The 14,688-nt window shown below is 65.6% G+C and carries 12 protein-coding genes and 2 pseudogenes; 5 read left to right on the top strand and 9 right to left on the bottom strand.

Translation table 11 applies throughout. The annotated features are described in order from the left end of the window. Positions 1-542 precede the first annotated feature (542 nt). On the bottom strand, positions 543-1,013 hold the full coding sequence (rlmH, locus tag XpopCFBP1817_RS15170) for a 23S rRNA (pseudouridine(1915)-N(3))-methyltransferase RlmH (RefSeq protein ID WP_128417739.1): 471 nt from the start codon (positions 1,011-1,013) through the stop codon (positions 543-545). Positions 1,014-1,134: 121 nt separating this feature from the next. Between rlmH and XpopCFBP1817_RS15165 the strand changes: the two are divergent. Further along, positions 1,135-2,229, top strand: a pseudogene (locus tag XpopCFBP1817_RS15165) (alkaline phosphatase PhoX). Positions 2,230-2,474: 245 nt separating this feature from the next. Here the strand turns inward: XpopCFBP1817_RS15165 and XpopCFBP1817_RS15160 are convergent. From XpopCFBP1817_RS15160 to XpopCFBP1817_RS15130, 7 genes are all read right to left on the bottom strand, one after another. Then, a complete protein-coding gene (locus XpopCFBP1817_RS15160) occupies positions 2,475-3,590 on the bottom strand; it encodes a J domain-containing protein (RefSeq protein ID WP_128417738.1) in 1,116 nt (371 codons plus the stop codon). Positions 3,591-3,602: 12 nt separating this feature from the next. Next, positions 3,603-4,013 (bottom strand): ribosome silencing factor, encoded by a 411-nt coding sequence (gene rsfS / locus XpopCFBP1817_RS15155; protein ID WP_128417737.1) that lies wholly within the window; start codon positions 4,011-4,013, stop codon positions 3,603-3,605. Between the two features lie 57 nt (positions 4,014-4,070). Beyond that, positions 4,071-4,862, bottom strand: coding sequence for a nicotinate-nucleotide adenylyltransferase (gene nadD / locus XpopCFBP1817_RS15150; protein ID WP_128417736.1), 792 nt, complete (start codon positions 4,860-4,862; stop codon positions 4,071-4,073). Further along, positions 4,859-5,887: a DNA polymerase III subunit delta gene (gene holA / locus XpopCFBP1817_RS15145; RefSeq protein ID WP_128417735.1), complete on the bottom strand. Its 1,029-nt coding sequence runs from the start codon at positions 5,885-5,887 to the stop codon at positions 4,859-4,861. The genes nadD and holA overlap by 4 nt, the downstream gene beginning before the upstream one ends. Before the next feature lie 19 nt (positions 5,888-5,906). Next, the gene (locus XpopCFBP1817_RS15140; RefSeq protein WP_128417734.1) at positions 5,907-6,557 is read right to left on the bottom strand and encodes an LPS-assembly lipoprotein LptE; all 651 of its coding nucleotides are present in this window, start codon (positions 6,555-6,557) and stop codon (positions 5,907-5,909) included. Between the two features lie 343 nt (positions 6,558-6,900). Continuing rightward, positions 6,901-9,543 (bottom strand): leucine--tRNA ligase, encoded by a 2,643-nt coding sequence (gene leuS, locus XpopCFBP1817_RS15135; protein WP_128417733.1) that lies wholly within the window; start codon positions 9,541-9,543, stop codon positions 6,901-6,903. A 72-nt stretch (positions 9,544-9,615) separates the two neighbouring features. Next, positions 9,616-10,227 carry a DUF998 domain-containing protein gene (locus tag XpopCFBP1817_RS15130; protein ID WP_128417732.1) on the bottom strand — a complete coding sequence of 204 codons (612 nt, stop codon included), beginning with the start codon at positions 10,225-10,227 and terminating at the stop codon, positions 9,616-9,618. A 205-nt stretch (positions 10,228-10,432) separates the two neighbouring features. Between XpopCFBP1817_RS15130 and trxA the strand changes: the two genes are divergently transcribed. The 3 genes from trxA (at position 10,433) to XpopCFBP1817_RS15115 (ending at position 13,033) form a co-directional block, all read left to right on the top strand. Further along, positions 10,433-11,290: a thioredoxin gene (gene trxA / locus XpopCFBP1817_RS15125; protein WP_128417731.1), complete on the top strand. Its 858-nt coding sequence runs from the start codon at positions 10,433-10,435 to the stop codon at positions 11,288-11,290. 210 nt (positions 11,291-11,500) lie between these two features. Then, positions 11,501-11,950: a DUF4442 domain-containing protein gene (locus XpopCFBP1817_RS15120; RefSeq protein WP_128417730.1), complete on the top strand. Its 450-nt coding sequence runs from the start codon at positions 11,501-11,503 to the stop codon at positions 11,948-11,950. A gap of 177 nt (positions 11,951-12,127) precedes the next feature. Further along, positions 12,128-13,033, top strand: a complete 906-nt coding sequence (locus XpopCFBP1817_RS15115; protein ID WP_128417729.1) for a peptidylprolyl isomerase — start codon at positions 12,128-12,130, stop codon at positions 13,031-13,033. A 62-nt stretch (positions 13,034-13,095) separates the two neighbouring features. Here the strand turns inward: XpopCFBP1817_RS15115 and XpopCFBP1817_RS15110 are convergent, their stop codons facing one another. Beyond that, on the bottom strand, positions 13,096-13,983 hold the full coding sequence (locus XpopCFBP1817_RS15110) for a DMT family transporter (RefSeq protein WP_128417728.1): 888 nt from the start codon (positions 13,981-13,983) through the stop codon (positions 13,096-13,098). Positions 13,984-14,183: 200 nt separating this feature from the next. Between XpopCFBP1817_RS15110 and XpopCFBP1817_RS15105 the strand changes: the two are divergent. Further along, positions 14,184-14,609: pseudogene (locus XpopCFBP1817_RS15105) on the top strand (LysR family transcriptional regulator); the annotation flags it as partial. Positions 14,610-14,688: the final 79 nt, after the last annotated feature.

Genomic DNA, 14,688 nt, shown 5'->3' with positions numbered 1-14,688 from the left:
TCAGATCGATGATTTTTTGAAGGTATGGTCATCATCCAGTACGTGTCACCACGGCTACGACTTGGTTGTTCGAGGTGCCCTGGATTGAGTGGTACGCAAGTGCGGCGACTCGGCCTCTGGGTCGCCGCACAGTCGAGCGTTGCGCGAACGGCTCTGGCTATCAGCCCTCACACGAAACATTGCGCGTCTTGATGGGAAGCGCCAACGACGGCGTGACATCGCGGGATCGCGACCCGAGACGGCAACGCAGCACGCGTTCTTGACGACCATCGTCTGCTACCGGGTCACGCTTGTGGAATCGCGGCGGCAAGCAATGGCAAACCCCAAGCACTTCGCAGCTATCGGACCCGCGTGGCATGCGCTTTGGGCGCACCTACGCGTGCGATCAAGTTCTCGTTGTCGCCCGCATGCGCCTGATGGGCTGATGAGTGCTCGCGACGCAGGCGCAGCAGCCCGCATGATCCGACGCAGCCATGACTGGCTGGTGACCAACGCAGACAACGGCACCAGTTATTCGCGCACCACCAAACCGCACTGACCACTCACGCGCGGTGATACGGATGATTGGCCAGCATCGCCGCAGCGCGATACAACTGCTCGGCGACGATCAGGCGCACCAGCATGTGCGGCAGTGTCAGCGGGCCGATCGACCAGCTTTCGCTGGCGGTTTTCAGTACATCGGCGGCGTGACCTTCGGGGCCGCCGATCAGAAACGCCAGATCGCGGCCTTGCCCGCGCCAATGCTGCATGCGTTGGGCCAGCTGTTCCGAACTGAGTGGGCGACCCGGGATGTCGAGCGCGACCACATAGGCGTTCTTGGGCAGCGCGGCGAGCACGCGGCGACCTTCGTCGTCGGTGGCGCGTTGCGTGTCGCGGCCCTTGCCGCGCAGGCCAGGTTCGATTTCAACCAGCTCCAACGGCATCCAGTGCGACAGACGTTTCTGATAGTCGGCAAAGCCCTGCGCCACCCAGGCCGGTGCGCGCTCGCCGGTAGCGATGAGTCGGCATTTCATCGCTACATGATATTCGCGTCACAGCTTGGGGATCGGAACCAGGTCGATCACGGCGGTGTCATGGTGCGGTTACAGCGGGCATCTAGCGTCGGCGGACCACCCGGCCCGCAGGAGTCTTTCGATGCCGATTTTCGATCCCGCCCGCCGCCAGGTGCTCAAAGGCAGCGCTGCCGCGATGGCCGCCGGTGCGCTTGGCAGCTTGGGCGCGCTGCAATCGCGCCAGGCCCAGGCCGCCACCAGCACCCCGCCGCCGCTGCAGCTGGCACCAGTACCCAGCCGTTATGGCCCGCTCGCCCCGGTCGCCGACCAGAGCGCCGGGCTGCCGTTGCTGCAGCTGCCGCGCGGTTTCAGCTAACGCTCGTTCGGCTGGAGCGGCGATCGCATGGACGATGGTCAGCCCTGCCCCGACCGCCATGACGGCATGGCCGTGGTCGGCCTGCGGCGGCCCGACTGGCGCTCCGGCAGCGACCCGCTGCGCGGCCTGGAATATGTGCTGATCCGCAACCACGAGCGCGGTGCGACCACGCCGTTCCGCGCCCCAGCGATGTACGACACCGGCATCGTCAGCGGCACCCAACTGGCTGGTGGCGGCACCACCACGCTGAGCTACGGCCGCCGCGGCTGGGGCAGCCTGGAACCGAGCCTGGGCGGCACGCTGGTCAACTGCGCCGGTGGCCCCACGCCGTGGGGCACCTGGTTGAGCTACGAAGAGATCAAGACCAATGCGGTCTCCAGCGCCGGTCGCAAGCACGGCTATGTGTTCGAAGTGGACCCGGACAGCCAGCACACCACCGGGCGCCCGCTGGTCGGGCTGGGCCGCTTCAGCCATGAGGCGGTGGCAATCGATCCGCGCACCGGCATCGTCTATCTCACCGAAGACGATCGCAACAAGGCCGGCCTGTATCGCTTCATCCCCAACGACCGTCGCGGCCGCAATGGCTCATTGGAAAATGGCGGGCGACTGCAGGCCGCACGTGTGCGAGGGCGCCGCAATGCCGATCTCACCGTGGCAAGCATCGGCTAGCAGTTCCAGAACGTACAGCTCACCTCGCAGCAGATCGCCGATGCGGGCAAGACCATTGCCGAAGGCGATTACCGCGACACCGAGTTCTGCGGCGCGTGCTGGGATCCATTGGCGCGCACCTTGTTCGTCAACATACAGACGCCGGGCATCACACTGGCGATCACCGGGCCGTGGGAGCGCGGGCCACTGTGAGCCTGCCGTGGTGGGCCTGCAATTAGGAGCCTGCCTTTTGTAAGCCGGCTTTTGTAAGCCGGCCTGTACAAGAAATTAGCCGAGGCCACCACTGCCGAACGGACCAGCATCCATTCGGCAGCGTTGACCCAATGGCTTGCGGAAGGCCGCAAGCGAACGATGCGTGACTGGCACGTGGGTGCGGCCACTGCGGTGATACCGCCAGGCGCACCGCCTACACGCTGGCAACACGCTAAAACCGCGCTTTAGAACCAGGGGGCGTCTTGCGCGCTCGACATGGCGCGCTGCAGCTTCAACCAGCGCTTCAGCGATTGCGGATCGGCCAGTTCGCGCAGGCCCTGGCGCGCGTCCATCAAATCGTCCTCGACATCGCGCTTGAGTTGCGCCATCAATCTGCTCAACCGCTCCGGCTTGGGTCGCGATGGCAGGTCCAATCCATACTCCTCGCAGAAGTTGCACGCCTGCTGCTGCACCTGCTGTTGCAGGTCCTTGCACTGCCGGTCCAACTCGCGGTTGTAGTCCTGCAGCCGAGCGGCGCTCATCGCATCCACACCTTGCGCGTCCAACAGGCCGATCTCGGCCTGCAGTTCGAGCAAGCCGAGCAGATCGCCAGCCTTGTAAGCGGCATTGAGCCGCTGCATCAGGATGGTGCGCGAGGCGTGGTCCTCGCTGTCCTTGGCGCGGTCCGGATGCAAATTGCCGGCAAGCTTGCGATACAGCTCGCGTAACGGCGGCGCTGCGGCACTCTCCACAACCGCTTTTTTGTCGGCACGCTTGCGGCGTTGCGCCTGGCGTTGCTGTTGCTGCACGCGCTCCTGCTCCAAGCGCTCGCTGACGCGCTCGTACAACGCTTCAGGCGAGTCGATTGCGTCCAGTTCGTCGGCATCCAGTCCATAGGCCTGGCCGAGAATCTGCTTCATCAGTGCATCGGATTCGGACACTTCCTGGTCGTAGCCCATGACGCTGTGGCGATCGTAGATCGGCCGCAGCGCCTCGTGCCCCGCTTCGATCAGCGGGCCGGCGATATCGCAGAGCAGCTCGGACAGAAACGCACGGTCGGCCTTGCTCAGCTTGATCGTGGCGTGCGCTCGATCGAGTTCCTCGACCAGCGCGACATCGGCAGCGCGCCGATGATCGAGCAAGGGCTGCAGCTCGGTGTGATAGCGCTCGCGCCAGCGCGTGAGCGCCACCTGCCAGGCTTGCAGTTCATTGCGATGACGCTCCAGATCGCGCAGCAAACGGTCGAAGCGTTTGCGCGCCGGCGACAGCGGCTGCGCGGCGGCCTGCACCGGTTGGCCACGCAGTTGTTGCAGCACCTGCGAGGCAGGCACATCGGTCTGGGCTTGGGATTTTCTGGCCATACCGTAGGTCAGTTAATCCTCGGGATCGGCATCCACATCGTCCGGCCGCTGGTCGCCCACGGTCCACAGGCGCTCCAGCGCGTAGAACTCGCGCACGCGCGGCAGCATCACGTGCACCACCACATCGCCCAGGTCGACCAGCACCCATTCGGCTTCGCGCTCGCCCTCAACGCCCAGCGGCATCACGTCCAGACGCTTGGCGAACTTGACCACTTCTTCGCCGATCGACTTGACGTGACGGGTCGAGGTGCCCGAGGCGACCACCATGTAATCGCAGACGCTGGACTTGCCGCGCACATCGATCTCGACCACGTCCTTGGCTTTGAGCTCCTCCACGGCATCGCGCACGGTGGCCAACAGGGCCGGCACGGACGGCGGCGGGGTCGGAATGGAGGTCTTGACGACTTGGGCTTGGGTGGTCAAAGCGGACGACTCGATGGAATTAGCGTGAATTATAGGCCGGTCCGGCCCGACGCGTGTTCAGCTAGCCGGAGGCGCGTCGCCGTAGAGGCATTCGCGCGCGATAAACGCTGCCACCGACTGCGGCACCAGCGCCTGCCAGTCGCCGCCGGTGGCGATGCACGAGCGCACTGCGCTGGCCGATTCGCCGCGCAACGGTTGATGCAGACGCCACAGACGGCCGGCCGGCGTGATGCCAAGTTCGCTCGCACCGGCAGCCCATCTGCCCTGCACTGCCTCGGCAAGCTGCGGCACATCTGCCAGATCCAGCGGTACGCCTGGACGCTCGGCAACGACGAAATGCGCCAGCTCGAACAGCGCCTCCCACCGATGCCAACTGCTCAGACCGACAAAGGCATCGGCGCCCAGCAGCCAGGCGATCGGCGTTGCAGCGCCGAGTGCGTGGCGCAATTCGCGCAAGGTATCGACGGTGTAGGACGGTGGGCCACCCCGGCTTGCGCGGCGCAGTTCGCGGGTGTCCAGTCCCAGCCCCGGCATGTCGGCGAGCGCCAGTTCCAGCATGCGTGCGCGCTGCGCGGCGGTGGCGCCCGGTGCGCAGCGATGCGGCGGGTCAGCGGCCGGCACCAGATGCACGCGCGCGCCCAGTTCGTCGCGCGCGGCGCAGGCGATGGCGAGGTGACCCAGGTGGATCGGGTCGAAGGTGCCGCCGTAGTAGAGCTGCAGTCGGGACCGGGGACCGGGGAACAGGGACCGGGGAACAGCAACGGTACCGGCCTGCGCACCATGCTCCGGACGTGCGCTTTCCCTGCCCCCCGGTCCCCGGTCCCCGGTCCCGGCTTTCCAGGCCTTCACGCCAACAATCTCACCGCACGGGCTTCGGCCACGGCCACCAGCAAGCGTTCCAGGCCGACCCAGGGGTCGCCGTCTGCGCGGCCTTTGGCCATGCGGTCGACCAAGCCGGCTTCGGCGACGAAGCGTTCCCAGCGGCGTGGTTCCGGGTGCCGTTGCAGCGCGCGCTTGAACGGGGCCTGGCGCGATTCCCACAGCCCTTGCGCTTTCATTTCGGCGGCGAGGTTGCCGCCGTTGGCCTGCACTTTCGCCAGTGACGCGGTGCGCAGCAGTTCCTTGATCAGGATCGGCAGCAGCGCGGCCACCGCCTCGCCCTCGGCGCGCAGGCCGGCGAGCGTGCGGATCACTGCGGCCGGCTGCCCGGATAAGGAGGTTTCGGCCAGCCGGAACACGTCGTAGCGGGCGGCATCGGCGACCAGAGATTCCATCGCGTCCAGATCGATCACCTTGCCGTCAGCCAGCAGCACCAACTTGTCGATCTCCTGCGCGGCGGCGAGCAGATTGCCTTCTACCCGCTCGCTCAGGCGCTGCACGGCGGCGGCGTCCGCACGCAGGCCCTGGCTGCGCAGGCGGCGCTCGATCCAGTCGGACAATTCGTGCGGCTTGATCGCCCAGGCCACCGCAATGGTGCCGACGCGGCCGACCGCATCGGCCCACTTGCCCTGGTGCGCCTTGCTCCAGTCGTTGGCGGTGATCAGCAGCACCACGTCCGGCGGCGGATTGGTGCAAAAACGGGTGATGACCTCGGCGCCGTCCTTGCCCGGCTTGCCGCTGGGCAGGCGCACTTCCACCAGCCGGCGTGGGCTGAACAGGCTGGGCGCGTTGAAGGTCGCGTCGAGCTGGTTCCAGTCGAAATCGCGGCCATCGGCGTCGAACACTTCACGCTCACCGATGCCCTCGGCGCGCGCACGTGCGCGCACTGCATCGGCAGCTTCCAAGACCCGCAGCGTCTCGGGGCCGGCGATCAGATAGACCGGCTGCAACGGCTGATTGGACTGGCCGGCAAGCTGCTCGGGGCGAAGTTCCATGGCTGAGAAAGCGCGACGCTTAGTTATTCGACGACGGCTGCGGCGCAGGCGGCAACGAGGCCGGCACGCTCGATTCGGGCGTCGGCGACGGCTGCACCGGCGGCGTGGGAGCCTGCGGCAGCGGCGCGGTCGGTGTGCTTTCCAACGTCTCGCCGCGTTGCACGCGTGCACGCACCACGCTGTCGATGCGACGCAGGATCGAGGCCGACATGTCCTTGCGCAATTCGTCGGCGAGGATCTCGCGCTCGGTCGCGGTACCGGTGGCGTCCACCGGTGGCGACACGTAGTCGCGCGACAGCTCGATCACCTGCTGCGGCACCAGCACCGCGCCATTGGCGGTGGTGACTGTGAAGATGGTGGCGTAGCGCAGGCTGTATTCCTGGGCGCGGCCCTGGCTGTCGATGGCGATCGGCAGATCGCCCCAGCGCTCGGACAACACCTGCACCTGCGCAAAGCCGGTCTTGGCGTCTTCGTCGGCCAAGGCGGCGCCGGCCGCTTTGAGGCCACGCCGCAGCAGCTTGGCCAACTCGCTGTACTGCACGGCAGACTGCACCTTCAGCGCCGGTGTATCGGGCGGCAACGCAAGCGAGTTGCGCAGATGGAAGCCGCAGGCGGTGAGGCTCAAGACGAGCACGAGGGACGCAGCGAAGGCAGTAGGAAATCGAATCATGGGCACAGTCTGGATGAGCGCCCCGGCGGCTGCAACAGGCGGCCAGCCTGCCCGACACCGCGTGAATGGGGCTTGAGAGGCGCCGCTATAAAAACGCGGCGCCCAAGATGACAAACGCCTCGCCACGCGCTAGTGAAAGGAATTGCCAGCAACCATTGCGGAAACTCCACCCACGTGCCGCCACGCGCCAGTGCAGTGAATCGCAGAGAACCGCCGCGGACACCTTACCCGCGCCAGTGCAATGAATCGCCAAGAACCGCCGCAGCAACCCTACCTGCGTGCCGCCACGCCGATCAGGCGAACTACCCGGAACGGCGTCTGCAACCCGACCAATCAGAACCAATCACCCCGCCACGATATTCACGATCTTGCCGGGCACGATGATGATCTTGCGCACGCTCATGCCTTCCAGGAACTTGGCGGCGTTCGGCTCGGCCTGGGCCAGCGCTTCGAGTTGCTCGCGTCCGACATCGGCTGCGACCTCGATGGTGCCGCGCAACTTGCCGTTGATCTGCACCGCCAGCGTCAACGCGTCGCGCACCAGCGCGGCGGCATCGACCTGCGGAAATGCCACATCTTCCAGCAGCGTCTCGCCACGGCCCAGCGCCTGCCAGAGCGCGTGGCTGGCGTGCGGAGTGATAGGATTGAGCAGCAGCACCATCGCTTCCAGGGCTTCCTGACGCACAGCACGCCCTTGCGCGCTGGCATCGTCGAACTTGGCCAGTGCGTTGGACAACTCCATCACCGCCGCAATCGCGGTGTTGAAGCTGTGGCGGCGGCCGTAGTCGTCGCTGACCTTGCCGATGGTTTCGTGGGTCTTGCGGCGGATCGCCTTCTGCTCGGCGCTCAGGCTGGTCACCTCCAACGCGGCAGCAGTGCCCTCGCCCACATGTTTGTGCACCTGAGCCCACAGCCGGCGCATGAAGCGCGCCATGCCGTCTACGCCGGCTTCGTTCCATTCCAGCGATTGTTCCGGCGGTGCGGCAAACATCGAAAACAGGCGCACAGTGTCGGCGCCGTACTTGGCCACCATCGACTGCGGGTCCACGCCGTTGTTCTTGGACTTGGACATCTTCTCGGTGCCGCCGATGTGGACCGGCTGGCCATCGGCGATCAGCACCGCGCCGGCGACGCGGCCGCGCTCGTCGCGCTGGATGTCGACATCGGCCGGGTTGATCCAGTCCTTGCCGCCGTTGTCGGCATCGCGATAGAACGTGTCGGCGATGACCATGCCCTGGGTCAGCAGATTGGTCACCGGTTCATCGCTGTCCACCAGCCGCGCGTCGCGCATGAGCTTGTGATAGAAGCGGAAATACATCAGGTGCAGGATGGCGTGTTCGATGCCGCCCACGTACAGGTCGGCCGGCATCCAGTAGTTGGCGCGGCGGTCGACCATGTCGCGTGCATTGGGGCTGGTGTAGCGCGCCACGTACCAGCTCGACTCCATGAAGGTGTCGAAGGTGTCGGTCTCGCGCTCGGCCGGGCCGCCGCACTCCGGGCAGGTGGTCTGGCGCCAGGTGGGGTCGGTCTTGATCGGAGAGCCGGTGCCGGCAAATTCCACGTTCTCCGGCAGCACCACCGGTAACTGGTCTTCCGGCACCGGCACCGCGCCGCACTTGGCGCAGTAGATCACCGGAATCGGGCAGCCCCAGTAACGCTGGCGGCTTACGCCCCAGTCGCGCAGGCGGTAGTTGACCCGGCGCTGGCCCTGGCCCTTGCGCTCGAAACGCTCGGCCAGCGCTTCGAAGGCGCCGCCGACATCCAACCCGTCGAATTCGGCCGAATTGACCAGTTCCAGTTCGCGGCTCTTGTCGGTGTACCAGTCGCGCCACTGGGCGGAATCCCAGCTCTGCTCGCCTTCGTTACGCGGCTCGCGCAGCTTGACCACCTGCACGATCGGCAGGGCATATTTGTTGGCGAATTCGAAATCGCGCTGGTCGTGGCCGGGAACCGCCATCACCGCGCCGGTGCCGTAACCCATCAACACGAAGTTGGCTACCCACACCGGCACCTGCTCGCCGCTGATCGGATGCACTGCGGTCAGGCCGGTGGCCATGCCGCGTTTTTCCTGGGTTTCCAGCTCGGCTTCTGAGACCCCGCCGTGCTTGAGCGTTTCCAGCAGCGCGGCCAGTTCCGGGTGGGATTTGGCCGCGTGCAGCGCCAGCGGATGCTCGGCGGCGATCGACACGAAGGTCACGCCCATCAGCGTGTCCGGGCGGGTGGTGAACACACGCAGCGGGTCGAGTGGCGCGCCGTTGGTGTCGCGCACGTCGAACTGGATTTCCAGCCCTTCCGAACGGCCGATCCAATTGCGCTGCATGGTCTTGACCGAATCCGGCCAGCCGTCCAACTGATCCAGGCCGTCGAGCAGTTCCTGCGCGTAATCGGTGATGCGCAGAAACCACTGCGGAATCTCGCGTTTTTCCACCAAGGCGCCGGAGCGCCAGCCGCGGCCGTCGATGACCTGCTCGTTGGCCAGCACGGTCTGATCGATCGGGTCCCAGTTCACCACCGCGTTGCGGCGATAGGCCAGGCCCTTGCGCATCAGCCGGGTGAACATGCGCTGCTCGTGCACGTAATAGTCCGGCGTGCAGGTGGCGAACTCGCGCGACCAATCGATTGCGTAGCCCAGCGATTTGAGCTGGCCGCGCATGTGTTCGATGTTGGCGTAGGTCCACTTGGCCGGCGCGGTCTTGTTCTTGATCGCCGCGTTTTCCGCAGGCAACCCGAACGCATCCCAGCCCATCGGCTGCAGCACGTTGTGGCCGGTCATGCGCTTGTAGCGGCTGACCACATCGGAAATGGTGTAGTTGCGCACATGGCCCATGTGCAGCGCACCGGACGGGTACGGCAACATCGACAGGCAATAGAACTTCGGTTTGTCCGAAGTCTCGTCGACCTGGAAGGCGCGGGTGGCATCCCAGAACTGCTGGGCGGCGGTTTCGACCTGCTGCGGGTCGTAGACGTTCGGTTCGACGGTGGACATTGGGAGCATATGCTCGGGCGGTGCAAAGCGGAACAGGGTACCGCAGTGCAGCAGGTGCTCCAAACGCGCGCGTTAGACGGCGGGTTTGGCCGGCCAGCTCCAGCCGGCAACCGCCAGCCAACCCACCCAGGCAAGGAACGCCACGCGCTGGGCAATCGCCTGGCGCAGCAGCCCTGCCGGCCCGAATGCCAGCACCGCCACCAGCAGCCCCGCGCCCAGACTCAGCCACGCCAGCGCGCGCGTATTGGGCTGGCTGAGCAGCGCGGCGGCGATCAGCAGCATGGCGGGCACGAACGCCACCGCCCACAGCAGCCAGGCGGTGGCGTGGGCCTGGCTGGCGCGGCCATCCAGATCGGTGGGATCCAGCGGCAGCAGGCCCATGCCCAGGAACGCCAGGCCCGCCAGCACGATCAACTGCCCGCCCACGCGCAAGCTCCAGCCGGATTTGGCCGGCATGCGCGCCAGCACACTGATGCCCGTGGCCATGCCCAACCCACCGACCAGCATGAACGCCAGCAGGTTGAAGCCCAGCGCGTGCGGAATGCCGTCTGCGCCCAATAACGCCACCGGGTGGCTGGCTTGCAAGTAGCCAGGCAGCGCCACCCCGAACCCTGCAACCGCCAGCACGAACACCGTTGCCGCGATCAGGCCCAGGTAGCGCTGGGTGCCATCGATGCTCGCCATTCGTCTTGCTCCAGCTCAGGCGCAGGCTGCGCCACCATGACGCGGCATTGTCGTGCCGGGCGGGCGTGGCGTGAACCCCTTGTGCCGTGACAGCCGGCCAAGCGACCGCCAACGTTGTGCCGGTTGGCCTGATCTTGGCCAACCTTGTGTCGGCCCGGTTTGCCACCATTACCTGCTCCTGTTGCCGCAATCATTCTGGAAGCCCATGTCCGACAAGCCGCACGTATTCGATGCCACCACCGACACCTTCGAGACCGAGGTCCTGCAGAAATCGTTGACGACACCAGTACTGGTGGATTTCTGGGCCACCTGGTGCGGCCCGTGCAAGTCGTTGACGCCAATCCTGGAAAAGCTCGCCGCCGACTACAACGGCGCCTTCGAGCTGGCCAAGGTCGATGTGGACAAGGAGCAGCAGATCGCAGCCGCGTTCCAGATCCGCTCGGTGCCAACGGTCTTTCTGGTCAAGGGCGGCGAGCTGGTCGATGGCTTCCCGGGCGCGATGCCGGAAGGCCAGATCCGCGAATTCCTGACCCAGCAGGGTGTATTGCCGGCGCAGGCGCAGGTGGTCGAAGAACTTCAGCCAGCACCGCTCGACCCGCAGGACCAGGCGGTAGCGCTGCGTGAAGCGATTGCCGCCGAGCCGGACAAGGACGAACTCAATCTGGATCTGGCGCTGGCACTACTGAAGACCGGCGGCACCGCCGAGACCGAGCAGTTGATCGACGCCCTGCCCGCCAACCTGGCCACCGACGACCGCGCGGTGCGCGCCAAGGCCCGCCTGAGCTTTGCCAATGTGCTCAAGGACGCGCCGGATGCTGATGCGTTGCAAGTCGCAGTGGCCGCCAACGGCGCCGACCTGCGCGCGCGCCACCTGCTCGGCGTACGCCACCTGCTCGACGGCAACGACGAAGCTGCGCTGGAGCAGTTCCTGGACATGCTGCGGCAGGACCGCGCCTTCGACGACAACCTGCCGCGTCGCAGTCTGATCGACGCGTTCCGGGTGATCGAAGACGAAGATCTGGTCGGACGCTATCGCCGCAAGATGTCGTCGTTGGTGTTCTAAATGGTGATGTTTTAAGCGCATCGGCAACATCGCGCGGGCTGATCGAAGGCCGGGCTGCGATGTATCGGCGAAGTGGTGGGCAGTGTCCGGCACTTCGCTGCAATTGTGCCGGGCCGAAGCGAATGCAATGCGGGCGTCACGGTAGATCCGCCCTCCATACGCATGCGAATGTTATGCTACGCATCTGCCCACGCCATGGAATCTGGTCGCATGCGCGCTTCACTGTTCAAGCTCGGCATCAACCTGTGGCCGCCGTATCTGTTCGCCGGCATCCACGTGACGGTGCTATCGGCCGATTACCGCTACGCACGCGTGGAGCTGCGCCAGCGGCCGTGGAATCGTAACTACGTTGGCACCCATTTCGGCGGCAGCCTGTTTGCGATGACCGACCCGTTCTGGATGCTGCTGACCATGCAGAACCTGGGGCGCGACTACTACGTGTGGGACAAGGCAGGCAGTATCGAATTCGTCACACCCGGGCGCGGCACGGTCACTGCGGATTTCGTCATCGACGACAGCATGCTCGCCGAATTGCGCGAAGCCACTGCCAGTGGCGAAAAACATTTGCGCTGGTTCGAAAACGACGTGCACAACCGTGAGCGCGAGGTGGTCGCGCGGGTGCGCAAGCAGCTATACGTCAAGCGCAAACCGGCACGTTGAAAGAACGCCACGGATCGCTGCACCAGCCAGTATGTGCATCGTCCGCAGCGCGCCTTCGCGGCAAGCAACTGGCCGATGGCACGGCACATCCGCCGGCGTCGTGCTGTGTGGCACAGCCGCTTTGCGTCTTGGCGCGTGGTCGGCAAGAATCAGTCACCTTCTCTGCTGGCTGCCTTCATGCTCCTGCGCAACTTAGCTTCCGCTTGCCTGCTCGCGTTGTTGTTGCCCGCTACCGCCAATGCGGCCTATCGCAGCCCGCAACAGATTCTGGATGCCTCGCCGGCCAGCGCATGGCGTGTGCTCGACCCGGACCGCACGCTGTACATGGAACTGGATGGCGGCCGGGTGATCATCGAACTTGCGCCGCAATTTGCGCCTGCACATGTGGGCAACATCCACACGCTGGCGCACGAGCGCTTCTGGGACGGGCTGACCCTCTATCGCTCGCAGGACAACTTCGTGGTGCAGTTCGGCGACCCGGATGGCGAAACGCCGGCCAAGGCCAAATCGCTGGGCTCGGCGAAAACGCATCTGCCGGCCGAGTTCGAACGCGCATCGCAGGGCCTGAATTTCCAGCGCCTGCCCGACAGCGACGGCTGGGCGCCGCAGGTCGGCTTTGTCGATGGCTTTCCGGTAGGGCGCGACAGCGCCACCGGCAAGACCTGGCTGGCGCATTGCTACGGCACGCTGGGCGCCGGCCGCAACAACGACGAAGACAGCAGCATCGGCGCCGAGTTGTACGTGGTTACCGGTCAATCGCCGCGCCAGCTGGACCGTAACATCACCGTGGTCGGCCGCGTGGTCAAAGGCATGGAATTATTGAGCGTGACGCCACGCGGACCGGACCCGATGGGTTTCTACGAAGACCCTGCGCAACGCGCACCGGTCCGCGCCATTCGCCTGGCCAGCGAAGTGCCGCTGCCCGAGCGCACGCCATTGCAGCTATTGCGCACCGACAGCCAGACCTTCCGCGATGTGGCCGAAGCGCGCCGCAATCGCAAGGACGATTTCTACAAGCGCCCGGCCGGGCATATCGATCTGTGCAATGTGCCGTTGCCGGTGCGTACGCCGCCAGCGAGCTGAATTGAGATTCGGTAATTGTCAAAGCAACGTCGGCCCCGACATTGTCGACTCTGCACGCTTGCTCAGCGGGCGCGCTGACTGAAAGCGACGCTGCCGAGGATCAGCACTGCGGCCACCAGCATGGTCCACGTCAACGGTTCGCCCAGCAGCGACCACGCCAGCAGTGCGCCGAACACCGGCACCAGATAGGTCACCGTGGATGCACGCGCCGGGCCGATACGCTGGATCAGGCGGTAATACATCAGGAACGCCAACCCGGTGCACACCACGCCGAGCGCGGTGGCGCAGGCCCACGCCACGGCCGGCACAGGCGTGGTCGGCCACTGCCACCACGCCAGCGGCGCCAGCAATAACGCGCTGCAACCCAATGTAGATGCCGCCGATGCAGCCGGTGGCAAATCGCCCATGTGGCGCTTCACCAGGTTGGAGCCGATGCCGTACAGCAGCGACGCGGAGGCGCCAGCCAGTGCCGCAGGCCCAACGCTCAGTCCGGCCGACTTGCCGGTAGCCAACACCAGCACGCCGACAAAGCCGATCAGCAACGCCAACGCGCGACGGGTGCCGATCTTCTCGCCGAAAAACAGAAACGCGATCAATGCGGTGAACAACACTGTCATCGCATTGCAGATCGCCCCCACCGCGGCCGGTGCATGTTGCGCGCCCCAGGCAAACAACAAAAACGGCAACGCGGAATTGAGCACGCCGATCGCCGCCAGCATCGGCCAGCGATGCAAGGGGAAACGCTCGCGCGCCAGCCACAGCAACGGCAACAGCACCAATGCACCGAGCGCCAATCGGATTTCCACCAGCACCACGGTGCCGAACTTGGGTGCGGCCACGCGCATGAACAGGAACGAGCAACCCCAGACGATGCCGAGAAATCCAAGCTCCAGCGGGGTGCGCCATTCGCGTGTTGCCGCACCCGGCTGCGTCGACGGTTGTGCCCTCATGGATGTGCCTCCGGGCGCTGCCGTGATGTGCTGAAAACGCAGGAAACAACACCGGGCAAGCAAACGGACATGGCACGATCATCGCGAAGGGGTCATGCAGCATCGGCTGCAACTACAGGCGCGACAAGCGCGTAGTCTCCAGGTGAGCAGCACATCTCACTTATGCCTCGATGAATCTGCGCCCCACCCTGTGACCTGCGCTGTGCGTGTGTGTCGCCGCCACGCGCCATCAGAACTTCGCGCATGCCGCCGAAGAATTGCATCTCACCGCGAGTGCGGTCAGCCACCACGTGCGCAAGCTCGGAGCAGTACCTGGCGCGACCTTGTTCCAGCGCTTGCCGCGCGAGGTCAAGCTCACCGCCGAGGGCCGTCAACTGGCCGACGCCGCCAGTGCCGCGCTGGCCGAGATCGCCGCGGTGGCCGGCAACCTGCATCCACGCCAAGACGCCATCGCGCTGCGCGTGACCACACTGCGTTCGCTATCGTATTGCTGGCTGTTGCTGCGGCAGCCGCGACTGCCGCGACTGCCGCGTTTCTGTCGCGCGCAGCCGCAGATCCGCATTGACCTGCAATCGGACGCGGCGTTTTCGCGCTTCGAAGAAGGTGGCCCGGACTTGGGCATTCGTACGTTGAGGAGTGATCCATGCAACTGACGTTTGGTGACGCTGAGGGTCTGGGTAAGCGCAAGCAGACCCGCCGCGAAAT

Source organism: Xanthomonas populi (assembly GCF_002940065.1).
Classification (GTDB): domain Bacteria; phylum Pseudomonadota; class Gammaproteobacteria; order Xanthomonadales; family Xanthomonadaceae; genus Xanthomonas; species Xanthomonas populi.
Note: the sequence above shows the minus strand (reverse complement) of the source record. Positions and strands in the feature narration are given on the sequence as shown.

Excerpts from the sequence above, each read along its gene's own strand:
- rlmH (WP_128417739.1), bottom strand. The coding sequence starts at position 1,013 with ATGAAATGCCGACTCATCGCTACCGGCGAGCGCGCACCGGCCTGGGTG.
- XpopCFBP1817_RS15160 (WP_128417738.1), bottom strand. The coding sequence starts at position 3,590 with ATGGCCAGAAAATCCCAAGCCCAGACCGATGTGCCTGCCTCGCAGGTG.
- holA (WP_128417735.1), bottom strand. The coding sequence starts at position 5,887 with ATGGAACTTCGCCCCGAGCAGCTTGCCGGCCAGTCCAATCAGCCGTTG.
- XpopCFBP1817_RS15140 (WP_128417734.1), bottom strand. The coding sequence starts at position 6,557 with ATGATTCGATTTCCTACTGCCTTCGCTGCGTCCCTCGTGCTCGTCTTG.
- leuS (WP_128417733.1), bottom strand. The coding sequence starts at position 9,543 with ATGTCCACCGTCGAACCGAACGTCTACGACCCGCAGCAGGTCGAAACC.
- XpopCFBP1817_RS15130 (WP_128417732.1), bottom strand. The coding sequence starts at position 10,227 with ATGGCGAGCATCGATGGCACCCAGCGCTACCTGGGCCTGATCGCGGCA.
- trxA (WP_128417731.1), top strand. The coding sequence starts at position 10,433 with ATGTCCGACAAGCCGCACGTATTCGATGCCACCACCGACACCTTCGAG.
- XpopCFBP1817_RS15120 (WP_128417730.1), top strand. The coding sequence starts at position 11,501 with ATGCGCGCTTCACTGTTCAAGCTCGGCATCAACCTGTGGCCGCCGTAT.
- XpopCFBP1817_RS15115 (WP_128417729.1), top strand. The coding sequence starts at position 12,128 with ATGCTCCTGCGCAACTTAGCTTCCGCTTGCCTGCTCGCGTTGTTGTTG.
- XpopCFBP1817_RS15110 (WP_128417728.1), bottom strand. The coding sequence starts at position 13,983 with ATGAGGGCACAACCGTCGACGCAGCCGGGTGCGGCAACACGCGAATGG.